The following is a 24,747-nucleotide window of genomic DNA, read 5'->3' as shown; positions in this document are numbered from 1 at the left end:
GCCTTGTGTGTCGGTGATCGGTGATGTTCGGGGGTGTGGTGGAAGCCACGGTGGACGCGACGGGCGTGGAGGCGGTGGTGCGGGGTGACGCGGCGCTGCTGGAGGGCGACTTGGCCGACCTCCTTGGCTCGCTGACCGGCCCGTTGGCGCAGGGGGGAGTGGGGGCGCCGACATCCGTGTACGAGGCGGCGCTGCGGCGGTCCCTGTACGGGCCGGTCGCCGATGCCGTCGGATCCAAGGTGGGGCAGCAGGCGCTGCCGTCCACCGGCGGCGGAGCTCCGCTGCGCCCTTCGATGGTGTACTGGGCCTACCGCAACTACCGAGGCTTCCCTGACGAGTTCGGGAACGAGGCTGCGTCGGCGGACCTGGCGGTGGTCCGTCGTGCGGCAGTGGCGGTACGGATCCTGCTGAAGGCCGCGGTCGCGCTCGACGACATCCAGGACGGCAGCGACGTCCGCTACGGCGAGGCCGCACTCCACGTCACCCATGGCACACCGCTCGCCCTCAACACCGCGTCCTGGCTGATCACCGCCGCGCTGCGGTATGCCGCCGATCCGGCCGTCGTGGAGAGCCTGGTGGGGGCCGTCGGCAAGGGGTTCACCGGTCAGGCTGTCGACATGTCCACGCGTTCGGCGCGCACCCGCGCCGAACTGTTGGCCGCGCCCCACGACGCACGCGTCGAGTTCTGGGAGTCGATGTCCGCCCTCAAGACCGGCACACTGTTCCGTATGCCGCTCGACGCGGCGGTGGCAGGCCTGCGCGTCGAGGAGGCTGAGCGGCGCACACTGGATGACGCCATGCGCAAGCTCGGGCTGGCGAGCCAGCTGTTCAACGACCTGACCGACTTCGTGCCCGAACTCGGCGGGGCCAACACCCACGAGGACTTCGGCGGACTGAGCAACCGGGTCTTCCTCGAACTGCTCAAATCCGCGCCGCCCGTTGAGAGCACCGCGGACGAACTGGTCGGCGAGCGGCTGAAGTCGTACGTGCTCGGCCATCCCCAACTGGAGGAGACGCTCCTCGTCCTCGCGGCGGAAGCCGTGGAACTGAAGCGCGCGGCAAAGGAAGCCGTGCACGGCGTGTGCCGCTCGGACCGCAGTGCGGCGTACTTCGACGTGACGATCGAACGCAAGGGGCACCTCATCGACCGTCTCCATCAGACGGTCCGGCAGCGGAGTGGCACGTGACGACCACAGTGGTCGAGCGCCTGCGGGCGGGCACGCGTGCATCGCACGAAGCGTTGGAGGCCACCGCCTTCTCGACCTCGATGTCCGCCGGGACACTGCCACTTGAGCGCTACGTCGGGCAACTCGACGCGTACAGCGTGGTCCTGGGAGCGCTGGAGGACGAACTGTCCCGCGCGACCGACCCGTTCGTCCGCTCGGTGTGGTCGGCGGACCTGGCCAAACTCGCCCTCGTCGAGCGGGACCTGAGGTACTTCGCCGACTCCGGTACCGTCCCGAGGCCCTGGGCGGCCGCAGAGGCGCAGCTCTTCGCGCAGGACGTCCGCCTGACCGCGGCATCGGACCCCCGGGAACTGCTCGGCTTCCTCTACGTCATGGAAGGCTCCACCCTCGGCGCCCTCATGCTGCGCGAGTACGTCACCGCGGCCTACCGGCTGCACACCACGGACGGCGTCGCCTACTACAGCAGCGGCGACCGCGACCGCTGGGCGTGCTTCACCGCGCGCATGAACGAGGCCCACTCCCGGCCGGAGGACCAGGAACGCGTCATCGCCGCCGCCCAGCGGGCCTACCATCACATCGCCGTGATCTCACAGGCCCTGTCGGCAGGGCTCACGCCGGGCACGTGAACCACAGAGACGATGAGCCGCCTCGCACGAAGACCTGAAACGAGTCAGCCCGCCAGCCCCAACTCCCGCGCGATCAGCATCCGCTGCACCTCACTCGTCCCCTCCCCGATCTCCAGGATCTTGGAGTCGCGCCACATACGGGCCACCGGGTACTCGTTCATGAAGCCGTAGCCGCCGTGGACCTGGGTGGCGTCACGGGCGTTGTCGACGGCGATGGTGGAGGAGTAGAGCTTGGCGATGGCCGCCTCCTTCTTGAAGGGCTCTCCGGCGATCAGCCGGGACGCGGCGTCACGCCATCCGACGCGGGCCATGTGCGCCTTCATCTCCATGTCGGCGATCTTGAACTGGATGGCCTGATAGGAGCCGATGTTCCGGCCGAAGGCGTGGCGCTCCTTCGCGTACTTCACCGACTCGTCCACGCAGCCCTGCGCGAGCCCGGTGGCCAGGGCCGCGATCGCGATGCGGCCCTCGTCCAGGATGCGGAGGAACTGGGCGTAGCCGCGGCCCTCTTCGCCCAGGAGGTTGGCGGCGGGTACGCGTACGTCGGCGAAGGACAACTCCCGGGTGTCCGAGGCGTTCCAGCCGACCTTCGAGTACGGAGCCGCGACGGTGAAGCCGGGAGTGCCGGACGGCACGATGATCGCGGAGATGCGCGGCTTGCCGTCGGGCTTGCGGCCCGTGACCGCGGTGACGGTCACCAGGCCCGTGATGTCCGTGCCCGAGTTGGTGATGAAGCACTTGGTGCCGTTGATCACCCACTCGTCGGTGTCCGGGTCGAGCCGGGCCGTCGTACGCGTCGCGCCCGCGTCCGAGCCGCCGTCCGGCTCGGTCAGGCCGAAGGCGCCGAGGATCTCGCCCGAGCAGAGGCGGGGGAGCCACTGCGCCTTCTGGGCCTCGGTGCCGAAGAGGTGGATCGGCATGGCGCCGAGTGAGACGCCCGCCTCCAGGGTGATGGCCACGGAGGAGTCGACGCGGGCCAGTTCCTCCAGCGCGACGCCGAGGGCCAGATAGTCGCCGCCCATGCCGCCGTACTCCTCGGGGAACGGCAGCCCGAACAGGCCCATGCGGCCCATCTCGCGCACGATCTCGTACGGGAACTCGTGCCGCTCGTAGAAGTCACCGATCTTCGGCGCGACGACATCGTGGGCGAACTCCTCGACCGTACGGCGCAGTTCGTCGAGTTCGGGGGAGAGACGGTGGTCCAGGGACATGGGGATCACTCCTGGTGGGAGAGGGCACGGACAGTGCGGGACGGGCTGGGTCGGCCCAATTGGCCGGCCATCCACACGCTGGTGGCGGTGAGACGGCCGAGGTCCACCCCGGTGTCGATACCGAGGCCCTGGAGCATCCACACGAGGTCCTCGGTGGCGAGGTTCCCGGTGGCGGACTTGGCGAACGGGCAGCCGCCGAGGCCGCCCGCCGAGGCGTCGACGGTCGTGACGCCGTGCTGTAGCGCGGCCAGGGTGTTGGTGAGCGCCTGGCCGTACGTGTCGTGGAAGTGCACGCCGATCGAACTGGTCGGCACGCCCTCTTCGTTGAGCTCGGCGAGCAGGCTCTGCACATGGCCGGGCGTCGCCACGCCGATGGTGTCGCCGAGGCTCAGTTCGTCGCAGCCCATGTCGAGCAGCGCCTTGCTGACGCGGACCACCTGGTGGATGGGGACGGCGCCCTCCCAGGGGTCGCCGAAGCACATGGACAGGTAGCCGCGGACATGCAGCCTCTCCTGCCGCGCGTGGGTCACCACCGGCTCGAACATGGCCAGTGCCTCGTCGACCGTCCTGTTCAGGTTGGCCTTCGCGAAGGACTCCGTGGCGCTGGCGAAGACGGCCACGCGGGTGGCGCCCAGGGCGAGGGCCCGGTCCAGACCGCGTGCGTTCGGTACGAGGACGGGGAGGTGGACGCCTGGCAGATCCCGTACGAGGGGGAACAGCTGCTCCGCGTCCGCGAGTTGGGGCACCCACTTCGGGTGGACGAAGCTGGTGGCCTCGATGGTGGTGAGGCCCGCGTCGGCCAGGCGGCGGATGAACTCCGCCTTGATCTCGGTCGGGACCGTCGCGTTCTCGTTCTGTAGGCCGTCGCGTGCGCCGACCTCGTGGATCCGCACCCGGGCGGGAAGGTCCTGGGCCGGTACGACCATGGGGAGGCCGAGTTCGGGGGTGCTCACGCCGTCGCCTCCCCACGCACGGCTTCTGCCGGTGTGATGACCGCCAGGATCTGGTCCATGGCGACCGTTGTGCCCGGCGTGACGTCCAGCTCGCTCACGGTTCCGGCGTGCGGGGCGGAGATGACGTGCTCCATCTTCATCGCCTCGACGACCAACAGGCTCTGCCCGGCGGCCACTTCGTCGCCGACGGCGACCTTCACCACGGTCACCGTGCCGGGCATGGGAGCGGTGAGCGATTCGGCGCCGGCGTGTGCGGCGCCGGTGAGGGACGCGGCCACGGGGTCGTGGTCGCGGACGTGCCAGGCGTCGCCGTCGCGGCCCAGCCAGTCGCCGGCGCGGTGGAAGGTGTGACGTACGCCGTCCAGGACCACCGACACCCGGTCGGCGGTGACGGTGTGGGTGCCGCGCGGAACGTACTCCACGGGGTCGAGCACGCGCAGCTGGAAGCACACCGGCTTGGGTTCGCCGCCCAGCCGCCAGCCGCTCGGCACCGAGAAGGGGTCGGTCCAGCCGCTCGTGCGGGGCGTGAGGGCGTCGAGGCGGACGGCAGCCGCCGCCGCGTACACCTCCTCCGGCACCTCCGCCGGGACCAGCGAATCCGCCTCCCGCTCCACCAGCCCCGTGTCCAGCTCACCGGCCACCACCGCAGGGTGGGCGAGCAGCCGCCGCAGGAACCCGGCGTTCGTCTGCACCCCCAGCGTCACCGTCTCCGCAAGCGCCGCCCGGAGTTTGCGGAGCGCGGTCGCGCGGTCCGGACCGTACGCGATGACCTTGGACAGCATCGGGTCGTAGAGGGAACCGACCTCGCTGCCCTCGCTCAGCCCGGAGTCGGTGCGTACGCCGTCGCCCTGGGGCTCGTGCAGTGCCAGTACGGTGCCGCCGGAGGGGAGGAAGCCGCGCGCGGGGTCCTCGGCGCACACCCGGGCCTCGACCGCATGCCCGGTGAGCGTGATGTCCGCCTGTCCGTACGGCAGTCGCTCGCCCGCCGCCACCCGCAGCTGCCACTCCACCAGGTCCAGGCCCGTGATCAGTTCGGTGACCGGGTGTTCCACCTGGAGGCGGGTGTTCATCTCCATGAAGAAGTACGAGGAGGGGTCGCTGCCCGGCACGATGAACTCCACCGTGCCCGCGCCCTCGTAGCCGCACGACCGGGCCGCCTGGACCGCCGCCTCGCCCATCGCGGCGCGGGTGGCGGCGTCGAGGAACACGCTCGGCGCCTCTTCGATGATCTTCTGGTGGCGGCGCTGGAGTGAGCACTCGCGCTCGCCGAGGTGGACCACGTGCCCATGGGCGTCCGCCAGGACCTGGATCTCGATGTGCCGGGGGCGGTCGATCCACCGCTCGACGAGGAGGGTGTCGTCGCCGAAGGAGGCGCGGGCCTCGCGCCGGGCGGCCGCGATCTCGTCGGCCAGGGTCGAGGAGTCCCGCACCAGCCGCATGCCCTTGCCGCCCCCGCCCGCGCTGGGCTTCAGCAGTACCGGCGTACCGATCTCCCGGGCGGCGTCGGCCAGTTCCGCGTCCGTGAGCCCGCTGCCGGAGGAGCCCGGGACCACCGGGACGCCGGCCGCCTGCACGGTCTCCTTGGCGCGGATCTTGTCGCCCATCAGCGCGATCGCGTCCGCGGGCGGCCCGATGAAGACCAGCCCGGCGTCCGCGCAGGCCCGCGCGAAGGAGGCGTTCTCCGCGAGGAATCCGTACCCCGGGTGCACCGCCTGCGCTCCCGTCCGCGCGGCGGCTTCCAGGAGCCGCTCGGCCGACAGATAGCTCTCGGCGGCCGACGCGGGACCGATCCGTACCGCCGTGTCCGCCTCGCGCACATGCCGGGCGTCGGCGTCGGCGTCGGAGAAGACGGCCACCGAGCGCACGCCGAGTGAGCGCAGCGTACGGATGACCCGGACGGCGATCTCTCCCCGGTTGGCCACAAGTACCGTGTCGAACATCAGGTCCCTCACATCCGGAAAACGCCGAACTGGGTCTGCGTTTGATCTTTTTGGCCCAGGGGCGCGTTGGCGCAAGCGGTCAAGGCAAGCCCCAGCACCTGCCGGGTCTCCATCGGGTCGATCACGCCGTCGTCCCAGAGGCGGGCCGTCGCGTAGTAGGCGCTGCCCTGGCGCTCGTACTGCTCGCGGATCGGGTCCTTGAAGGCCTCTTCGTCCTCGGCGGGCCAGGACTCCCCGCGCCCCTCCAACTGGTCGCGCTTGACGGTCGCGAGGACGGAGGCGGCCTGCTCGCCGCCCATCACGGAGATCTTGGCGTTCGGCCACATCCACAGGAAGCGCGGTGAGTACGCCCGGCCGCACATCGAGTAGTTCCCCGCTCCGTAGGACCCGCCCACCACCACGGTCAACTTGGGCACGCGGGTGCAGGCGACGGCCGTGACCATCTTGGCGCCGTGCTTGGCGATGCCACCGGCCTCGTACTGCCGCCCCACCATGAACCCCGAGATGTTCTGGAGGAAGACCAGGGGGATGCCCCGCTGGTCGCACAGCTCGATGAAGTGGGCGCCCTTCTGGGCCGATTCGGAGAACAGGATGCCGTTGTTGGCGACGATCCCGACCGGGTGGCCGTGGAGGTGTGCGAAGCCGGTGACCAGGGTCTGCCCGAACTCCGCCTTGAACTCCGCGAAACGCGAACCGTCGACCACGCGCGCGATGACCTCGCGTACGTCGTACGGGGTGCGGGAGTCGACCGGCACGGCGCCGTACAGCCCGTACGGGTCGACCTTGGGTTCCGCGGAGGAGGTGACCGCCCAGGGCAGGGGCCCGCGCGCGGGGAGGGTGGCGACGATGTTCCGGACGATCCGCAGCGCGTGCGGGTCGTCCTCCGCGAGGTGGTCGGTGACGCCGGACACGCGCGCGTGGACGTCGCCGCCGCCCAGCTCCTCGGCGGTGACGACCTCGCCGGTGGCGGCCTTCACCAGGGGAGGGCCGCCGAGGAAGATCGTGCCCTGATTGCGCACGATCACGGCCTCGTCGCTCATCGCGGGCACATACGCGCCGCCCGCCGTGCAGGAGCCGAGGACGGCGGCGATCTGCGGGATGCCGGCACCCGACATCCGAGCCTGGTTGTAGAAGATCCGGCCGAAGTGCTCGCGGTCGGGGAAGACCTCGTCCTGCATGGGGAGGAAGGCGCCCCCGGAGTCCACCAGGTACACACAGGGGAGGCGGTTCTCGAGCGCCACCTCCTGGGCGCGCAGGTGTTTCTTCACCGTCATCGGGTAGTACGTGCCGCCCTTGACGGTCGCGTCATTGGCGACGATCACGCACTCGCGGCCGCTCACCCGGCCGATCCCGGCGATCACTCCGGCGGCCGGGGCCTGTCCGTCGTACAGCCCGTCCGCGGCGAGCGGGGCCAGCTCCAGGAATGGTGATCCCGGGTCGAGGAGGGTGTCCACGCGGTCGCGCGGCAGCAGCTTCCCGCGCGCGGTGTGCCGGTCGCGGGCCCGCTGGCCGCCACCCAGCCGGGCCGCGGCCAGCTTCTGCCGCAGCTCCTCGCCCAGCGCGCGATGGGCCGCCTCATTGGCGCGCCAGGCCTCCGACGCGGGGTCCCCCGCGCTCGTCAGCTCCGGTGCCTCGTGGTGCATTGCGCGGACCCCTCACCTTGTTAATGAGCGTTAACGCGTTTCCTCCAGGTTAACGACCGCTAACCTCTCTGTCTAGAATTACTTTCATGGCCACGAGAACCGACGCCCCCACCCGTCGCGAGCAGATCCTCAAGGAGGCCGCCCGGCTGTTCGCCGAGCGCGGCTTCCACGGCGTGGGAGTGGATGAGATAGGGGCCGCGGTCGGCATCAGCGGCCCCGGTCTGTACCGGCACTTCCCCGGCAAGGACGCGATGCTCGCCGAGCTGCTGGTGGGGATCAGCGGGCAGCTGCTGACCGGCGCCAAGCGGCGGGTCGCGGACGCCGACGGGAACCCTTCGGAGCAGGTCCTCGACTCGCTCATCGAGGGGCACATCGACTTCGCGCTCGACGACCGCCCCCTGATCACCCTGCACGACCGCGAGCTGGACCGCCTCCGCGACAGCGACCGCAAGCTCGTACGACAGCTCCAGCGGCAGTACGTCGAGCTGTGGGTGGAGGTCGTACGGGCGGTGTATCCGTCCCTGCCGGAGCCTGCCGCGCGCTCGGCCGTGCACTCGGTCTTCGGCCTGCTCAACTCCACACCGCACCTGGGCCGCCCGGGCTCGCTGCCGGGCCGCGCCACCACTGCCGCCCTCCTGCACCGGATGGCGCGGGGCGCCTTCGAGGCGGCGGGGGCGTGACGAGCGTCTCGGGACGGTTGCTCTGGACGCCGGTCGCGACTGCCCGGTAACCTAGGGCTGAGCAAGCGCTTAGCCATGGGAACCGCAACCATCAATGGAGCAACCCCTATGGCGAGCAACCATATACGCGAGAGCGGCGTCGGTTCAGCCGCAAAGAAGGGGTGTCGGCAGGTGCGCCGTACTGTGTTCAACGAGGACCACGAGGCGTTCCGGGAGACCCTCCGGGCCTTCATCGAGGCCGAGGTCGTCCCCGTCTACGACGAGTGGTTCGCCGCGGGCCAGGCGCCGCGCGACTTCTACTACAAGCTCGCCGAGCTCGGCGTCTTCGGCATCCGTGTCGATGAGGAGTACGGCGGCGCGGGCATCGACTCGTACAAGTTCGAGGCCGTGATGTCCGAGGAGACCGCGCGCGCGGGTGTCTCCTTCGGCGGCTCCGGTGTGCACGTGCTGCTCGGCCTGCCGTACATCAAGGCGCTCGCCACCGACGAGCAGAAGAAGCGCTTCCTGCCGAAGTTCGTCTCCGGCGAGGAGATGTGGGCCCTGGCGATGACCGAGCCGGGCACCGGCTCCGACCTCGCGGGCATGAAGACCACCGCGAAGCTCTCCGAGGACGGCACGCACTACGTCCTGAACGGCGCCAAGACCTTCATCACCGGTGGTGTGCACGCCGACAAGGTCATCGTCTGCGCCCGCACCTCCGCGCCCACGGCCGAGGACCGCCGCTTCGGCATCTCGCTCTTCGCCGTGGACACCAAGTCCGAGGGCTACTCGGTCGGCCGCAAGCTGGACAAGCTCGGCCTGAAGACCTCCGACACCGCCGAGCTGGCGTTCGTCGACGTGAAGGTGCCGGTCGAGGACCTGCTCGGCGAGGAGAACAAGGGCTTCTACTACCTCGGCGGCAACCTGCCCTCCGAGCGCTGGGGCATCGCGTTCGGCGCGTACGCGCAGGCCGCGGCGGCCGTCCGGTTCGCCAAGCAGTACGTCCAGGAGCGCGTCGTCTTCGGCAAGACGGTCGCCCACTTCCAGAACACCAAGTTCGAGCTGGCCGCCTGCCAGGCCGAGGTGGACGCGGCACAGGCCGTCGCCGACCGCGCCCTGGAGGCCCTCGACGCGGGCGAGCTGTCGCCGGCCGAGGCCGCGAGCGCCAAGCTGTTCTGCACCGAGGTCGCGCATCGCGTCATCGACCGCTGCCTCCAGCTGCACGGCGGCTACGGCTTCATGAACGAGTACCCGATCGCCCGCCTGTACGCGGACAACCGCGTGAACAGGATCTACGGCGGCACCAGCGAGATCATGAAGTCGATCATCGCCAAGGACATGGGCCTCTGACGATCCTTGATAAGGACGATGATCCTTGACAAGGACATGGGCCCGTAAGGTTCTCGAAATTACTGGCCAGTAGAAATGGCTCCATGAGTCAGGAACTTCAGTCTCTCCTCGATCTGCTCGACCTCGAGCAGATCGAGGAGGACATCTTCCGCGGCCAGTCCCGGTCCTCCGTCGTCCCCAGGGTCTTCGGCGGACAGGTCGCCGCACAGGCACTCGTCGCCGCGGGACGGACGGTCCCCGAGGACCGGTTCGCGCACTCGCTCCACTCGTACTTCCTGCGCACCGGCGACGCGGGCGCGCCCATCGTCTACACCGTGGACCGCATCGGTGACGGCCGCTCCTTCACCACCCGCCGGGTGGTCGCGATCCAGCACGGGCAGCCGATCTTCCACCTCTCCGCTTCCTTCCAGAAGCACGAGGAGGGCTTCGACCACCAGACGCCGATGCCGCCCGCGCCCGACCCCGCCACGCTGCCCACGGCCGAGGAACGGCTCACCTCGTACGAGAACCTCGACCCCGAGGTCGTGGCGAGGATCCTGGAAACACGCGCCGAGGTCGATCTGCGCTACGTCGACGACCCGCCGTACGGCAGGTACGGGCAGCCGCGCGAACCGCGCTCGCAGGTGTGGTTCCGCGCCAACGGCAAGCTCGCCGACGACCCGCTGCTGCACGTCTGCCTCGCCACCTACGTCTCCGACATGACCCTCCTCGACTCCATCCTGCTCGCCCACGGACGCGGCGGCTGGGCCGTCGGCGACGTCGTCGGCGCCTCCCTCGACCACGCGATGTGGTTCCACCGGCCCTTCCGCGCCGACGAATGGCTGCTGTACGACCAGGAGTCGCCGTCCGCGTCCGGCGGGCGGGGCCTGGGCCAGGCCCGTATTTACACCCAAGACGGACAACTGGCCATCACGGTGATCCAGGAAGGCGTGGTCCGCGTCCCACGGTGAGCGTGGCCCGGGTATGACTTGAGACATGGCTGAGGTTTCTGAGCAGGACAGCGGCGGCGGCGAGAGCACCTCCACGGTGCTCGTGGCCGCCGCGGCCAATCTGGGGATCGCGCTCGCCAAGGCCGTCGCCGGGGTGATCAGTGGGTCCAGCGCGATGCTGTCCGAGGCGGCGCACTCGGTCGCGGACACGGTCACCGAGGTGATGCTGCTGGCCGCACTGAAACGCAGCGAGAAACCGGCGGACGAGGACCACCCGCTCGGCTACGGCCCCGAGCGCTACATCTGGGCCCTCCTCGCAGCCGTCGCGACCTTCGTCGGCGGCGCGGTGTTCTCGCTCTACGACGGCATCCACACCCTCGTCGCGGGCGAGGAACTCGGCGACCCGCTGATCTCGTACATCGTGCTCGCCGTCGCCTTCCTCCTGGAGGGCTACTCCCTGCGCACCGGCGTCCGCCAGGCGCGCGGCGAGGCCGAGCGCTTCGGGGCGTCCTTCAAGCTCTACCTCCGGCACACCCCCGACACCGCCGTGAAGGCCGTCGTCCTGGAGGACACGGCCGCCCTGGCGGGCCTGCTGCTCGCCGCGGGCGGCCTGCTCGGCGGCCAGCTCACCGGCTCCGGAGTCTGGGACGGCCTCGCGTCCCTGTGCATCGGCGTACTCCTGCTGTACGTCGCCTGGGTCCTCGGCCGTTCCAACGCCGAGCTGCTCATCGGGCGCCCGCTGCCCAAGCCGATGCGGGAGCGGATCAGGGCCGAACTGCTCGCGCTGGAGCACGTGGAAGCCGTACTGGACCTGACGACCCTGGTGCAGGGGCCGCACGAGGCGCTGGTCGCGGCGAAGGTCGACTTCCGGGACGCGTCGACCGCCGCGCAGATCGAGTGGGCTTGCGAGCGGGCGGAGCAGCGGCTGCGGGAGGTGTTCCCCGCGGTGAGCCGGGTGTACCTGGATCCGACGCCCGGGTATGCGCAGCGGCGGGAGGAGGGGCTCAACCCGTGGCCGTGACGGGCGGTACCGGTGGTCAGGTTCTCCCCACCCGGACCTGTGAGCGGGGGTCGGCGGGCGGCAGGATGGGACGACCGGGCGCGCGAGGGGGAGACATGACCATGACCGAGGTGGACGGCGGTACGTGGAACTGGCGCGGGCCGGGGATTCGGGAGGCCTTCGTGGACGCCGCGGCGTCCGTCGTGGGACTGCTCGGCGAACCGGCCGTCGCAGGGGCATGGGAGAAACCCAGCGCGCTGCGGAAGTTCAGCATCGGGGGACTGGCCGGGCACACGGCCTGGCAGGTTCTGTTCATCCCGGAGCTGCTGGCCTCCCCGTCGGCCGACGGGGAGACGGTGTCGCTGCGCGAGTACTTCCTGAACCGCGTGGCGTGGATCGGCGCGGACGTCGACAGCGAGTTCAGCATCGGTATCCGGCGCAGCGGGGACACCGTGGCCGCCCTCGGCCCCGCGGAGCTGGCGGCGCGCGCCGGGGCCGTGGTGGACCTCCTGCGCGCCGGGCTGCCCGAGGCGCCGCCGAGACCGGTCCGGCTGCCGTCCTGGGACGGCTGGGCCCTCGGCCTCGACGACTTCCTCCTCACCCGGCTGCTCGAACTCGTCGTCCACACCGACGACCTGGCCTTCAGCGTGGGCATCCCGACGCCCGAACTGCCCGACCACGTCACCGAGCCGGTCGTGGAGCTGCTGGCCCGCCTCGCGGTACGACGGCACGGGACGGTTGGCGTCCTGCGGGGGCTGGCACGGGCGGAACGGGCGCCGTCGTCGATCGCCGGGATCTGAAGCGACGCGCGGTGCTCTACAGCAGACCGGCCGCGTTCAGCAGGTACGTCGTCATCGGGTCGTAGTACCGCGGGCTGGTGACGTGGTCGTCCAGCGGGATCACCACCTGGAGGGTGCCCTCGGACTCGGCGAGGAACAGGGCGGGGTCGTTGCAGTCGGCGTACCCGATGGAGTCGAGGCCCTGCTGGCCCGCGAAGCCGGCCCAGCCGTGGTCGGCGAAGACCAGGTCGGGCAGCGGCCGGCCCCCGCGCTCCAGGCCGCCCAGGATCGCGCGCATCGGCTCACCCGAATGGGTGTGCCAGAGGGTGGCGCCGTGCTCGAGCACCGCGACGTCCGCGAACTGCATCACGTACCCCTCGTCCGTCTGTAGCCCGTCCGGGATGACCACGATCTCGCAGCCGGCGGCGCGCAGGGCGGCGGCGGTCGCGCGGTGCACGTCCAGCAGGCCGCCGGGGTGCCCGGTCGCGAACAGCACGCTCTGGGTGCCGTCGGCCGCCTTGCGCAGCCGCGCCGCCGCCCGGTCCAGGGCGTCGACCGTCAGCTCCGGGTCGATGGTGTCCTGCCCGTAGCGGTACTCCGGGTCGTCGTTCACGCCGCAGCGCTCCGCCATCACCGCGAGCACGTCCTGCTCGTCGGTCCAGCGGTCACCGAGCTCAAGCCCGAGCCACCAGTTGCGCTCGCCGTTCGCCAGTTTGCGGTAGTGAGAGAGGTTGTTCTCGCGGGGCGTGGCTACGTCGCCCGCGATGCGCGTCCTGACGAGGTGGTCGACGAGCTCTTGGCGGCTGGGGATCCCGGGTATCGGCATAGGTCCATTGTGCCGTCGCTCCCGGTGCACGACCTGGATGTCCCGAACGCTGGGATACGGGTCACTTGCTTGTACGGGGGTGGGCGGGCCCCAGCTGCCTTCTCGCCGCTGGCTTGTGCGGGCCCGCCACGCCGCGCCGCGGCGTCCTTTCCCCGACCGCTCCGCGGCAGGACCATCCCGTCCGCTCCGCGCCGACCTCTCCGTCAGCCGTTCTCCAGCGGCGTTCCGGCTTCGTGCCGCCGCGCGAACCTGGAACGAGCGGCATCGTGGGCCCCGCGCAGAAGCCGCACGACCGTGTCCGTTGTCCTGTCGGCAGGATTGACCACAGAGATCCAGCTGAGTGCGCCGTATACCGGATGCGGCATCACAAGGTCGGCGGCCGCGTAGTCGCGAGGCAGGGTGAGGCTGTGCGGCATCTCCCCCGTGAGTTCCCGGAACGTGGCGCGGTCGACGTGGATGTTCACACGCCAGCGGCCCGGAGGACCCAGGTCGGAGGCGGCGTCGTCGGGGTAGTCCTTGACGACGATGGTTCCGTACGGCTGGACGTTCGGAGGCAGCCGGGCGTCGGGGGCGTAGTAGAAGAACGCATCCCCCCAAGCGAGTTCGGGGAAGTTGCCGCCCGGCTCCGGGACGATCACGAGGGCGCCGGCGAAGCCTCGCACGGTCGCGATGATCTGTTCCATACTCATGGTTCAAGTGTCACCTTCAAGTGCTGGTGTGGGGTTGGCCGATGGGCGAGCTGGTGAGCGGTTCGAGCGGTTCGCAACGGGTACCGCTCCGAACCGTCGATGTCGCAAGGGAGTCCGGGTACTCGGTGCAACAGGTCCGCGATCTGGAGCGGTTGGGAGTCATTCCCCCCGCCGGTCGATCGAGCAACGGCTACCGCTCCTACACCCCGCTTCACGTGCACGCGCTTCGTGCCTATCGAGGACTCGCAGGTGCTGTGGGGCCCGTCGCGGCCCGGCAGCTGCTCGCGGAGCTGCGAACAGAGACGCTCGCGGAGGCGGCAGCAGCGATCAACGCGGCCCATGTTCGGCTCGCCGGGGAACGGGAGGAGACTCTGCGCGCTCAACAAGCGCTGCGCGTGATCCGGGCCGAGGCCGACACCACCGGGTTCGAGCAGGAGCGCGACGCGATGACGATCACGGAGCTCGCCGCAGCGCTAGGTGTACGTCCCTCGACCCTGCGGTTCTGGGAGCAGGAAGGGCTTGTCAGCCCCGAGCGGGTGACGTCACTGCGAGCACGTCGCTATGGGGGTTCAGCGATCGGGGCGGCCCGCATCGTTGTGGCTCTCCGCGGCACCGGCTACGGCATTCCCGCAGTGCGCGAGATCATGGCCTCCCTGAACCGGCTTGACGGCCTGGACGAGGCCCAACACATCCTGCGACAACGTCTTGACCAGATCGCCGGACGGACCGTGGCGCTCCTACGAGCGGGCGCAGACCTGGCAGCCGTCGTCACGTCCGCCCAGGAGCCGACGCTCACCTAGTCCGATTAGTCCGATCCAGGCACGGTCGTGTCCCGCAACGCGAACCACAACTCCATCCGTACGTCCGGATCGTCGAGGTCGGTGCCCAGCAACGCCGCACAGCGTGCGATGCGTTGGCGGACCGTGTTGCGGTGGACGGACAGGGCCACCGCCGTGCGGTCCCAACTGCCGTGCAGGGAGAGCCAGGTGCGGAGGGTCTCGGTGAGGGCGGGGGTCGCGGCGATCGGGGAGAGGAGGGCGCGGGCATGGGCCTCGGCGTCGGACGCGGGGACGAGGTCGGCGAGGGCGGGGCGCTCGCCGTGGCGGACCAGAGCGGTACGGGTGGCGCGGGCGCGGGCCAGCGCGCGGGCGGCCTGCGTGTCGGCCGCCGCCCACTCGTGCGGTCCTGCGGGCGCGCTGACCCCGCAGGTCCAGCCCGCCTGCGGGGCGGGTTCACGGTCGCCGGGCACGAGGACGCGTACGACGTCCCCGCCCGCGTCGACCAGCGCGGAGCCCAGCGCCGCCCCGAGCGCGGACGCGGCGACGGTGTCCGGCGCGGGGCCGTCCCCGGCGGGCCGCGCGTGTACGACGACCCAGCGCTCCCCGCCGCCCAGCAGGGGGGCGACCGCCTCGGGGGAGGCCCCCAGCAGCAACCGCACGAGCGCCGCCGACCGCGCCGCCCCGCTTCCGCTCCGGTGCTCCCCGGTGAGGAGGGAGAGCAGCACGGCCGCCACGGAGGCGATGGTGTGATCCCCGGGCTCACGACGCGCCGCCTCGACCCCGACCCCGAGTACGAAGCCCTGTCCGGCCCCGAGGGCGTAGGCGGCGAGGTGGGTGCCGCCCACGGTGTCGGTGGCGGAGGAGGGGGTGGCGCCGCCCTGGATCCCTCCGGGCCGCACGACCCCGGCCAGCTCGGCGAGGGCCTGCGCGCCTGGCGCTTGTCCGCCCGGCGCCCGCTCTGCCGAGGTCTGCCCGCCCGGCCCCCGCCGGACCACCCCCCGTCCGACCACCCCCCGCCCGGCAGCCCCCTTCGGCACCGTCACCCTCCCCGCCCGAGCCAACTCCGCCCCGTCCGGTCCGTACAGCACGGCCCAGCCGCCCACGCGCTGGGCGAGCTGCCGTAGTACCGCCGGTACCGGATCCGGGCGGGCGGCGGCCGCGGCGAGGCTCTGCTGGGCCTCTGTCACGCGGCGGAGTTCCGTGTGGCGGGCCTGGGCCATGAGCTGCCAGACCGCGCGGGCCACGCCGGAGAAGGTGGTGCGGGGCGGGACCTCGATGAGTGGGAGGCCGTACGTGTCGCAGGCCGCGACGAGCGCGCGCGGGACCGTGTCGTGGACCGGGGCCACGCCGAAGCCGAGGGCCGCGCCGCCCGCGGCGACGATGCGGGCGACGTAGTCGTCGAAGTAGGTACCGGAGCCCGCCGCCTCCGGGATGTGGACACCGGCGGTGAGGAGCAGCTCGCCGCCCAGCAGATACGGGTACGGGTCCGCCATCTCCGAGGTGTGCGCCCAGTGGATCGCCGTGTCCGGATCGGATGGACCGGCGATCCGGACCAGGCCGAGATCCTCCCGGGCCAGCAACGCGGAGAGCAGCACCGGAGGGGTCGGCGGGACGGGCGGGACAGGTGAGACAGGCGGGGCGGATGCGTCCGGCACAGTGGACGTTCCCTCCATGCAGATCGTCGGCAATGGATGAAACGTACACTTCAGTGCCGCTTTCCGGCCACCTAGTGTCGTGACCGCCGGCAGCCGCGGGTACGGGCGGATGTCCCCGCGACCAGCACCGGCCAAAGCGCCCCCACACACCACCTGCACGACACGCCACCGAGCGCGCGGAGGAGCCCCCATGGCCGTCGACTACACAGTGATCGTCGTCTATCTGGCCGGCATGCTGGCGATGGGCTGGTGGGGCATGCGCCGCGCCAAGTCGAAGAGCGACTTCCTCGTCGCGGGGCGGCGCCTCGGTCCTGCCATGTACTCCGGGACCATGGCCGCGATCGTCCTCGGCGGCGCGTCCACCATCGGCGGGGTCGGCCTCGGCTACCAGTACGGGTTCTCCGGCGCCTGGATGGTGTTCACCATCGGGCTCGGACTCCTCGCGCTGTCCGTCTTCTTCTCCGCCCGCATCGCCCGCCTGAAGGTCTACACCGTCTCCGAGATGCTCGACCTCCGCTACGGCGGCCGCGCCGGAGTCATCTCCGGCGTCGTGATGTGGGCGTACACCCTCATGCTCGCCGTCACCTCGACCATCGCGTACGCCACGATCTTCGACGTCCTGTTCGACATGAACCGGACGCTCGCGATCGTCCTCGGCGGCTCGATCGTCGTCGCGTACTCGACGCTCGGCGGCATGTGGTCGATCACCCTCACCGACATGGTGCAGTTCGTCGTCAAGACCATCGGTGTACTGCTCCTGCTGCTCCCCATCGCCGTCGTGAAGGCCGGCGGGTTCAGCGAGATGAAGGCGAAGCTGCCGACCGAGTACTTCGACCCGCTGGGCATCGGCGGCGAGACGATCTTCACATACGTGCTCATCTACACGTTCGGCATGCTGATCGGGCAGGACATCTGGCAGCGCGTGTTCACCGCGCGCAGCGACACCACGGCGAAGTGGGGCGGCACGGTCGCCGGTACGTACTGCCTGGTGTACGCCGTCGCGGGCGCCGTCATCGGTACGGCGGCCAAGGTCATGTACCCGACGCTGCCCAGCGCCGACACCGCCTTCGCGACCATCGTGAAGGACGAACTCCCGGTCGGGGTCCGGGGTTTGGTGCTCGCCGCCGCCCTCGCCGCGGTGATGTCGACGTCCTCCGGCGCGCTCATCGCCTGCGCCACCGTCGCCAACAACGACATCTGGTCGAAACTGCGCGGCGCGGTGAAGCGGGACGGCGAGGAGCGCGACGAGGTCAAGGGCAACCGCGCCTTCATCCTGATCATGGGCATCGCGGTGATCTGTACGGCGATCGCGCTCAACAACGTCGTCGAGGCGCTGACCGTCGCGTACAACCTGCTGGTCGCCGGGCTGCTCGTCCCGATCCTCGGCGGACTGCTGTGGAAGCGCGGCACCGCACAGGGTGCGCTCGCCGCCGTCGTGGTCGGCGGCGGCGCGGTCATCGGCCTGATGGCGACGTACGGCATCCTCGCGAACGAGCCCATCTACTACGGGCTGCTCTCCTCGCTCGCCGTGTACGTGATCGTCTCGCTGGCCACGCCCGCGACCGACGCCGCCGTACTGGCCGCCTGGCGTGAACGCCTCGCGGGCCGGCCCGCCGAACCCTTGTCCGAGCCGGTTCCGGCTCACCCGTAGAGTCGTACTAGTAGTGCTTAGTAGTACTTAGTTGTATTTAGCTGTGCATACGCGATGTTGCGCAGGAGAGAAGGCATTTCATCATGAGCAGCAACGAGACGCCCCGCGGGCCCGTCGACTCGTCCCGCATCCCGCGGTACGCGGGCCCCGCGACCTTCGCCCGGCTGCCGCGCCTCGACGAGGTCCCCGCCGCCGATGTCGCCGTGGTCGGGGTGCCGTTCGACTCGGGCGTCTCCTACCGGCCGGGCGCCCGCTTCGGCGGCAACGCGATCCGCGAGGCGTCCCGGCTGCTGCGCCCCTACAACCCCGCCCAGGACGCCTCGCCCTTCGCCCTCGCGCAGGTCGCGGACGCCGGTGACATCGCGGCGAACCCGTTCAACATCAACGAGGCCGTGGAGAGTGTCGAGGCGGCGGCCGACGAACTGCTAGGCACCGGCGCCCGGTTGATGACGCTGGGGGGCGACCACACCATCGCGCTGCCGCTCCTGCGCTCCGTCGCCAAGAAGCACGGCCCCGTCGCGCTGCTCCACTTCGACGCGCATCTCGACACCTGGGACACGTACTTCGGCGCCGAGTACACGCACGGCACGCCGTTCCGCCGCGCGGTGGAGGAGGGCATCCTCGACACCGAGGCGCTCTCGCACGTCGGCACCCGAGGCCCGCTGTACGGGAAGCAGGACCTCACCGACGACGAGAAGATGGGCTTCGGCATCGTCACCTCGGCGGACATCTACCGCCGCGGCGCCGACGAGGTCGCCGACCAGCTGCGCCAGCGCATCGGCGACCGTCCCCTCTACATCTCCATCGACATCGACTGCCTCGACCCGGCGCACGCGCCCGGCACCGGGACGCCGGAGGCGGGCGGTATGACCTCCCGCGAACTCCTGGAGATCCTGCGCGGGTTGTCGTCCTGCAACCTGGTCTCGGCGGACGTGGTGGAGGTCGCGCCCGCGTACGATCACGCCGAGATCACCGCGGTGGCGGCGTCCCACACGGCGTACGAACTCACCACGATCATGGCCCGCCAGATCGCCGCGGCCCGTCAGGAGGCCTGACCCAAGTGACCCACGACCACGACCTGGTGCTCCGCCCCACGGCCGCCCAGACCTCGGCCGCCCTGAACCCGCCCCCCGGGCGCACCGGCGGGGACCTGGTCGTGGAGACCCTCACCGGTCTCGGCGCGACAACCGTCTTCGGCCTGCCCGGCCAGCACGCGCTGGGCATGTTCGACGCCCTGCGCCGCTCGTCCCTCCAGTACGTGGGCCTGCGTGTCGAGAACAACGCGGGGTTCGCGGCGGACGCGTACGGCCGCATCACCGGCGAGGCGGCCCCCCTGCTGCTGTCGACCGGTCCGGGCGCGCTGACCTCACTGGCCGCGCTCCAGGAGGCGGCCGCGGCCTCCTCGCCCGTCCTCGCCATCAGCAGCCAGATCCCCACCGCCGGGCTCGGCGGCGGACGCCACGGCTATCTGCACGAACTCCCGGACCAGCAGGCGTCGTTCAGGGGAGTGGTGAAGTCCGTCCACACGGTCCGCAGCCAGTCCCAGATCCCGTCGGCGATCGCGGCGGCGTGGGAGTCGGCCCTGACGGTTCCGCACGGCCCGGTGTGGGTGGAGATCCCGCAGGACGTCCTCCTCGCCGAGACGGCCCTGCCGGTGGTGACGGCGATGGACGCGACCCCCGAGGACGTCGTCCCGCGCCCCGAACTCACCGCGGTGGCAGCCCAGTTGCTGTCGCACGCCGCCCGCCCCGCGATCATCGCGGGCGGCGGCGTCGTACGGTCGGACGCGTCCGGCAAGCTCCGCCGGCTCGCCGAGAAGCTGAACGCCCCGGTCGTCACCACCTTCGGCGGCAAGGGCGCCTTCCCCTGGGAACACCCGCTCTCCCTCCAGTCCTGGCTGGAGGACCGCCACACGACCGACTTCCTGGAGGACGCGGACGTCCTGCTGGTGGTCGGCTCGGGCCTGGGTGAACTGTCCTCGAACTACCACACGTTCAAGCCCCGGGGCCGGGTCATCCAGATCGAGGCGGACCTCGGCAAACTGGAGTCCAACCACCCGGCACTCGGCATCCACGCCGACGCACGGCTGGCCCTGTCGGCGCTCCTCGAAACCGTGTCCGACCGCGAGGACGACACGGCGCCGGAGCGGGTGCGTACGGTGCTCGCCCGTGTCGGGGAACGCATCGCCTCCCAGGAACTCACCCTGGAACAGGACGTGTTGGCGTCCGTCCGGCGGGCGCTCCCGGCCGGCTCCCCGTCCTTCTGGGACATGACGATCCTCGCCTACTGGGCCTGGTCCGCCTTCGACCCGCGCGGTGCGAACGCCATGCACTCCGCCCAGGGCGCGGGCGGCCTCGGCTACGGCTTCCCCGCCGCACTGGGCGCGGCGACCGCCGACCCGACCCGGCCGGTCCTCGCGGTGTCCGGCGACGGCGGCGCGTTGTATTCGATCGCCGAACTGGCCACGGCCAGGCAGTACGACCTGAACGTCACCTGGCTGATCGTCGACGACGGCGGCTACGGCATCCTCCGCGAGTACATGACGGACACCTTCGGCCAGTCCACGGCGACGGAGCTGACGCGCCCGGACTATGTGGCCCTCGCCGAGTCCTTCGGGGTGCCGGGCGTGCGCACCACCCCCGAGACGCTGGAGACGGACCTGGCGAAGGCCCTGGCGGCGCCCGGCCCTTCGGTGGTGCTGCTCCCGGCGGTACTGCGCATGTTCGCGCCGACGCACCTGGACTGACCGCCCCGACCCCCCTGGGGGTCACCTGGCTCACCTGGGCAGCGCCAGCTCCGCCCAGGTCGCCTTTCCGGTGCCGTGCTGCCGGGGGCAGAAGCCCCAGCGTTCGGCCAGCGCCTGGACGAGGGTGAGCCCTCGGCCGCCTTCGTCTCCGGGGGCCGCCCGACGGGGAACAGGCCGGCGGTCGTCCGCGTCGGCGACCTCCACGCGCAGGAGTCCGTCGTACGTCGCCAGGCGCAGACCGAGTTCGCGGCCGGGCGGGGTGCACGCGTGCTTGAGGGAGTTGGTGATCAGCTCCGAGAGCAACAGCTCGGCCGTTTCGGCCACTTCGCCGTCGATCTGCCAGTCGGTGAGCTGGGCGCGGAGCAGCTGCCGGGCGTGCGGAGCGCTGCGCGCTGCGCGGGGGAGCTGCCAGGTGGCGTCGGTGACGGTGCTGTTGGTGACAGCGGTGTGGGTGGCGGCGGCTTCGGGCATCGGGGTCCCCTCCTGGCCGAGCAGGTTACGGAGGTTGAACTCCCCGCTGGATACGGGGAGTTCAACCGGTCGGACCGTGCTACCGGATCACCGTGCTACCAGATCGCCTCGACCCACTCGGGGTGGTCGATGAACGGGTTGCGGTTGTGCTGGTAGGTGTCGTAGATGACCTGGTTGCGCTTCTCCTCGAAGGCGCTGGGCGGGTCCGCCTCGTTCCACGCCTTGAGTACGGAGAGCTTGCCCATGTAGGGGTTGCTGCCGTTGTTCACCAGCTGGTTGGGCTCAAGGTTGGCCCAGCCGTCGTCGCCCTCGTAGCGGACGGCCATGTAGAGGATCATGCGGGCGACATCGCCCTTGTCGGCGGCGCGCGGCTCGAACGAGTCGGTGTCCGTGTAGCTGCCGGTCGCGCCGCTGACGGCGCTGCCGCCGGTGTCGAAGTCCTTGTTGCCGCGGATGCTGTTGACCTGGACGTCGGCGGGACGCAGGTGGTGCAGGTCGGTGCCGGGACCGGTCGCCTCGCCGAAGTCGCCGTGGGACTTGGCCCACACGTGCTCGCGGTTCCAGTCGCCCACGTCGCCGCCGTTGAGGGACTTGGCGCGGGAGGTGCCGCTGTACAGCAGGATCACGTTGTTGCTGTTGTTCGGGTCCTGGTCGGTGACCTTGAGCGCGTTCCAGACCGCGTCGTACGAGATCTTGGTCTGGGGGGCGATGATCGTGTGCAGCGAGGACTTCAGGCTCGTGCCGGTCTTGCCGATCGCGTTCTTGTAGTACGTGGTGTCGTACGCGGTGGTTGTGGCGGCGGCGGGGGACGCGACCACGGTCGGGAGGGTGACGCCGACGAGAACGGCGGACGTGGCCACCGCAAGCGCCTTCCATCTGCCTATCTGCGCAACGGACATGGGGGGTGCCCTTTCCCGGAATCGGCACGCTTGTGATCGCGGTGCTCGGCTCAACGAGGCTGCGATCTACGCGTGTTGACTTTTTTTCGTAACCGGGAGCGTGGCATGTCTTGGGGGTCGGCCGTGTAACCGGTGAGAGGCGTTTGTGTGACGTTCCGGAATAGAGAGCAACCCCTGACCGTGGGAACGGTCAGGGGTTGCTTCAGTCGAGGGTTTACCCCAACTGGCCGAGGGTTTCCCCTAGTTGACGTCGGACGGGTCGAGCCGGTACAGCGACTGGGTGTTCTGGGTTCCGGTCGCGGTCTCGGAATCGGAGGACGAGGTGGTGCTGCTGTACTCGCTCGCCTTCACCGCCGTACCGTTCTTCTCCACCCAGGCCGTCACCTCCGCGCTGAGGCTGTCGGTTCCGCCCTGGCCGCCGCCCATGCCGCCGCCGAGCTGGACGTAGTGCAACTCGCCCTTCTTCACCAGCTCCTTGAGCTTGGCGAGTGTCATCGCCTGGTCGGTGCCGGTGAAGCCCCACATGGAGATCACGGGCTGCCCGGTGCTCACGATGAGCTGCGAGGCGGCCTGCGAACCGGACACCGCGAGCAGCCACTCGGCGCCGTCACGGTTCTTCTCCAGGTAGGTGATCAGTGCGGTGTCCGTACTTCCGCCCTCGCGGCCGCCCATGCCCCCACCCATGGCGCCGCGCTGGCCACCGGCAGCACCGGCAGCACCGGCAGCACCGGCCGCGCCGGTCCCGCCCGCGCCGTTCGGAGGCGTACCCGTACCGCCGCCCGGTCGCGTACCGCCCTGCTGCCCCCCAGGCATCCCGCCGCCCGGCGCACCGCTGGGCATGCCGCTCGGCGGCGTGCCCGTACCGCCGGCCTGACCGCCGCGTGCTCCGGCCTGGCCGCCGGCCATGGCGGCACCGCCGCCCGGACGACCGCCCCCGCCACCGAAACCGCCGCCGCCGCCCGTCGAGGGCCCGGCCGTCGGGTTGGTGCCGCCCATGCCGCCGCCCGTGCCCGAGGGCACCGAGGCGGCGTACGCGGCCGGTCCGGCGAGCGACGCCACGATCGCCGCGACGACGGAGGCCGCCAGCAGCCGTGCCCGGTGACCGGAGCGGAAGACGAGCAGACCCACGATCGCCAGCACCATGACCACCGTGATCGCCGGCCACAGCCAGGCGTTCCAGTCGGTGGCCCGGCGCAGCAGTACGACGGCCCAGACCGTGGTGACCGCGAGCCCTGCGGGCAGCACCCACGCCCACTTCTTGTCGGTGCGGAAGGCGCGCAGCAGCAGCGCTCCGCCGCCGCCGCACAGTGCCGCGATGCCGGGTGCGAGCGCGGTCGTGTAGTACGGGTGCATGGTGCCCTCGGCCATGCTGAAGGTGAGGAAGTGGAGCACGGTCCAGCCGCCCCACAGCACCAGCGCGGCGCGCGTCAGGTCCGTGCGCGGCGCGCGGCCGATCAGCACCAGGCCGCCGACCAGCGCGATGCCCGCGAAGGGCAGCAGCCAGGAGATCTGGCCGCCCAGGACCTCGTTGAACATCCGGCCGATGCCGGCGGTCCCGGCGAAGGTACCGCCACCACCTCCGCCACCCGCGCCGTTGCCTTCGCCGCCGAAGACGCGGCCGAAGCCGTTGTAGCCCATGATCAGGTTCCAGGCGGTGCCGTCCGTCGAGCCGCCGATGTACGGCCGGTCGGAGGCGGGCACCAGGGAGACGGCCGCCGCCCACCAGAAGCTGGAGACGGCCAGTGTCACGGCGGCCAGCGCCAGGTTCACGGCCTTCTTCTTCCAGCCGAGCTTCGACGCGTACAGGTACACGGCGAAGACCGCGGGCAGGGCGATGTAGGCCTGGAGCATCTTCGTGTTGAAGGCGAGTCCGAAGCAGACCGCCGAGCCGAGCAGCGGCAGCAGCCTGTCGTCCCGCGTCGCACGCAGCGCCAGTGCCGCGCCGGCCACCATGAGGAAGACGAGCAGTGTGTCGGGGTTGTTGTCGCGGTTGATGGCCACCGTGATCGGGGTCAGTGCGAGGACCAGCGCGGTGACGAGGGCCGCACCGTGTCCGAAGACCCGCTTCACGGAGGAGTGCAGGATCCAGATGGTGCCGAGCGCGGACGCGATCAGGGGCGCCATCATCTGCCACGTGCCGAAGCCGAAGACGCGGCAGGACAGGCCCATGACCATCAGTACGACGGGCGGCTTGTCGACGGTGAGGAAGTTGCCCGCGTCCAGCGAGCCGAAGAACCAGGCCTTCCAGCTCTGCGTGCCGCTGAGCACAGCGGCGCTGTAGAAGGTGTTCAGGCCGGACGAGGACAGACTCCAGGAGTACAGGATCCCGGCCAGCAGCAGAATCGCGATCAGTGCGGGGAGTGACCAGCGTGGCGCCTTGTCCGGTGGCCCGGAGGTTACGGGCGGCGTCGGAGTGGGCGAGTCGGGGGCGGCCACAGGGGCGTGGGGGAGTGGGTCGGTGGCAGATGTCACGGGTGGATCTTCCGCGACGCGTGTGGGCGACAGCTGTGCTGAACCTGGGGCTTCGCTGTGGGTGGGTGAAGGGGGGCCCATGAATGCGTATGAATGTGTAAAGGGCACCCTTCCGCGACCTCGCCGACCCGGACGACGTGTCGCGCAGATGCGGTGCCGCCGCGGGCATGGCCGATGTCGCCGAGCTCCCCATTACCGTCTTCGTAGCCCCGCAACGGGGTTACCGGCCTTCGGAGTTGGCATGACTACCTCCCCTTGTCGAGTGCATGGCCCGGGGGGTGG

The 24,747-nt window shown here is 70.8% G+C and carries 21 protein-coding genes; 11 read left to right on the top strand and 10 right to left on the bottom strand.

Annotation, left to right across the window (positions count from 1 at the left end; genetic code table 11):
- Window positions 1-35: 35 nt before the first annotated feature.
- Complete coding sequence (locus ACIPC1_RS31305; protein WP_402523031.1) at window positions 36-1,187, top strand: polyprenyl synthetase family protein; 1,152 nt, start codon at window positions 36-38, stop codon at window positions 1,185-1,187.
- Window positions 1,184-1,813, top strand: a complete 630-nt coding sequence (locus tag ACIPC1_RS31300) for a biliverdin-producing heme oxygenase (RefSeq protein ID WP_402523029.1) — start codon at window positions 1,184-1,186, stop codon at window positions 1,811-1,813. Before ACIPC1_RS31305 ends, ACIPC1_RS31300 begins: the two co-directional genes overlap by 4 nt.
- Before the next feature lie 44 nt (window positions 1,814-1,857).
- On the opposite strand, the gene ACIPC1_RS31295 is transcribed toward ACIPC1_RS31300, so the two are convergent.
- The 4 genes from ACIPC1_RS31295 to ACIPC1_RS31280 are packed head-to-tail and all read right to left on the bottom strand — an operon-like array spanning window position 1,858 to window position 7,560.
- Complete coding sequence (locus ACIPC1_RS31295; RefSeq protein WP_402523518.1) at window positions 1,858-3,018, bottom strand: acyl-CoA dehydrogenase family protein; 1,161 nt, start codon at window positions 3,016-3,018, stop codon at window positions 1,858-1,860.
- Between the two features lie 11 nt (window positions 3,019-3,029).
- Window positions 3,030-3,950, bottom strand: coding sequence for a hydroxymethylglutaryl-CoA lyase (locus ACIPC1_RS31290; protein WP_402523516.1), 921 nt, complete (start codon window positions 3,948-3,950; stop codon window positions 3,030-3,032).
- A gap of 23 nt (window positions 3,951-3,973) precedes the next feature.
- Entirely contained in the window at window positions 3,974-5,917 is a 1,944-nt protein-coding gene (locus ACIPC1_RS31285) for an acetyl/propionyl/methylcrotonyl-CoA carboxylase subunit alpha (protein ID WP_402523026.1), read from the bottom strand.
- An 8-nt stretch (window positions 5,918-5,925) separates the two neighbouring features.
- Window positions 5,926-7,560: a carboxyl transferase domain-containing protein gene (locus ACIPC1_RS31280; protein WP_402523023.1), complete on the bottom strand. Its 1,635-nt coding sequence runs from the start codon at window positions 7,558-7,560 to the stop codon at window positions 5,926-5,928.
- A gap of 86 nt (window positions 7,561-7,646) precedes the next feature.
- Between ACIPC1_RS31280 and ACIPC1_RS31275 the strand changes: the two genes are divergently transcribed.
- The 5 genes from ACIPC1_RS31275 (at window position 7,647) to ACIPC1_RS31255 (ending at window position 12,298) form a co-directional block, all read left to right on the top strand.
- Complete coding sequence (locus ACIPC1_RS31275; RefSeq protein ID WP_402523021.1) at window positions 7,647-8,240, top strand: TetR/AcrR family transcriptional regulator; 594 nt, start codon at window positions 7,647-7,649, stop codon at window positions 8,238-8,240.
- A 171-nt stretch (window positions 8,241-8,411) separates the two neighbouring features.
- Entirely contained in the window at window positions 8,412-9,569 is a 1,158-nt protein-coding gene (locus ACIPC1_RS31270; protein WP_402523019.1) for an acyl-CoA dehydrogenase family protein, read from the top strand.
- Window positions 9,570-9,652: 83 nt separating this feature from the next.
- Window positions 9,653-10,519 carry an acyl-CoA thioesterase II gene (tesB, locus tag ACIPC1_RS31265; RefSeq protein ID WP_402523017.1) on the top strand — a complete coding sequence of 289 codons (867 nt, stop codon included), beginning with the start codon at window positions 9,653-9,655 and terminating at the stop codon, window positions 10,517-10,519.
- A gap of 25 nt (window positions 10,520-10,544) precedes the next feature.
- Entirely contained in the window at window positions 10,545-11,519 is a 975-nt protein-coding gene (locus tag ACIPC1_RS31260; RefSeq protein WP_384373474.1) for a cation diffusion facilitator family transporter, read from the top strand.
- Window positions 11,520-11,614: 95 nt separating this feature from the next.
- A complete protein-coding gene (locus ACIPC1_RS31255; RefSeq protein WP_402523014.1) occupies window positions 11,615-12,298 on the top strand; it encodes a maleylpyruvate isomerase N-terminal domain-containing protein in 684 nt (227 codons plus the stop codon).
- A gap of 16 nt (window positions 12,299-12,314) precedes the next feature.
- On the opposite strand, the gene ACIPC1_RS31250 is transcribed toward ACIPC1_RS31255, so the two are convergent.
- Both ACIPC1_RS31250 and ACIPC1_RS31245 read right to left on the bottom strand, forming a co-directional pair.
- On the bottom strand, window positions 12,315-13,103 hold the full coding sequence (locus ACIPC1_RS31250; RefSeq protein WP_402523011.1) for a phosphatase: 789 nt from the start codon (window positions 13,101-13,103) through the stop codon (window positions 12,315-12,317).
- Window positions 13,104-13,306: 203 nt separating this feature from the next.
- Window positions 13,307-13,786 (bottom strand): DUF6194 family protein, encoded by a 480-nt coding sequence (locus ACIPC1_RS31245; RefSeq protein WP_402523513.1) that lies wholly within the window; start codon window positions 13,784-13,786, stop codon window positions 13,307-13,309.
- Window positions 13,787-13,833: 47 nt separating this feature from the next.
- On the opposite strand from ACIPC1_RS31245, the gene ACIPC1_RS31240 reads away from it, so the two are divergent.
- Entirely contained in the window at window positions 13,834-14,592 is a 759-nt protein-coding gene (locus tag ACIPC1_RS31240; RefSeq protein WP_402523009.1) for a MerR family transcriptional regulator, read from the top strand.
- Between the two features lie 5 nt (window positions 14,593-14,597).
- Here ACIPC1_RS31240 and ACIPC1_RS31235 read toward each other — a convergent pair whose 3' ends face one another.
- Window positions 14,598-16,244 (bottom strand): helix-turn-helix domain-containing protein, encoded by a 1,647-nt coding sequence (locus ACIPC1_RS31235; RefSeq protein ID WP_402523007.1) that lies wholly within the window; start codon window positions 16,242-16,244, stop codon window positions 14,598-14,600.
- A 172-nt stretch (window positions 16,245-16,416) separates the two neighbouring features.
- Here ACIPC1_RS31235 and ACIPC1_RS31230 point away from each other — a divergent pair, with 172 nt between their 5' ends.
- The 3 genes from ACIPC1_RS31230 (at window position 16,417) to ACIPC1_RS31220 (ending at window position 20,623) form a co-directional block, all read left to right on the top strand.
- Window positions 16,417-17,877: a sodium:solute symporter gene (locus tag ACIPC1_RS31230; RefSeq protein ID WP_402523005.1), complete on the top strand. Its 1,461-nt coding sequence runs from the start codon at window positions 16,417-16,419 to the stop codon at window positions 17,875-17,877.
- Between the two features lie 83 nt (window positions 17,878-17,960).
- Window positions 17,961-18,932 (top strand): agmatinase, encoded by a 972-nt coding sequence (gene speB, locus ACIPC1_RS31225; protein ID WP_402523002.1) that lies wholly within the window; start codon window positions 17,961-17,963, stop codon window positions 18,930-18,932.
- A 5-nt stretch (window positions 18,933-18,937) separates the two neighbouring features.
- Window positions 18,938-20,623, top strand: a complete 1,686-nt coding sequence (locus ACIPC1_RS31220) for a thiamine pyrophosphate-binding protein (protein WP_402523000.1) — start codon at window positions 18,938-18,940, stop codon at window positions 20,621-20,623.
- Window positions 20,624-20,653: 30 nt separating this feature from the next.
- On the opposite strand, the gene ACIPC1_RS31215 is transcribed toward ACIPC1_RS31220, so the two are convergent.
- The 3 genes from ACIPC1_RS31215 to ACIPC1_RS31205 all read right to left on the bottom strand — a co-directional run bounded on the left by ACIPC1_RS31215 (window position 20,654) and on the right by ACIPC1_RS31205 (window position 24,465).
- The gene (locus ACIPC1_RS31215) at window positions 20,654-21,094 is read right to left on the bottom strand and encodes an ATP-binding protein (RefSeq protein ID WP_402522997.1); all 441 of its coding nucleotides are present in this window, start codon (window positions 21,092-21,094) and stop codon (window positions 20,654-20,656) included.
- Window positions 21,095-21,189: 95 nt separating this feature from the next.
- Window positions 21,190-21,993: an endonuclease I family protein gene (locus ACIPC1_RS31210; RefSeq protein WP_402522995.1), complete on the bottom strand. Its 804-nt coding sequence runs from the start codon at window positions 21,991-21,993 to the stop codon at window positions 21,190-21,192.
- A gap of 240 nt (window positions 21,994-22,233) precedes the next feature.
- Window positions 22,234-24,465: an ArnT family glycosyltransferase gene (locus ACIPC1_RS31205; protein ID WP_402522993.1), complete on the bottom strand. Its 2,232-nt coding sequence runs from the start codon at window positions 24,463-24,465 to the stop codon at window positions 22,234-22,236.
- Window positions 24,466-24,747: the final 282 nt, after the last annotated feature.

This window comes from Streptomyces sp. NPDC087263, assembly GCF_044744645.1.
GTDB lineage: Bacteria > Actinomycetota > Actinomycetes > Streptomycetales > Streptomycetaceae > Streptomyces.
Note: the sequence above shows the minus strand (reverse complement) of the source record. Positions and strands in the feature narration are given on the sequence as shown.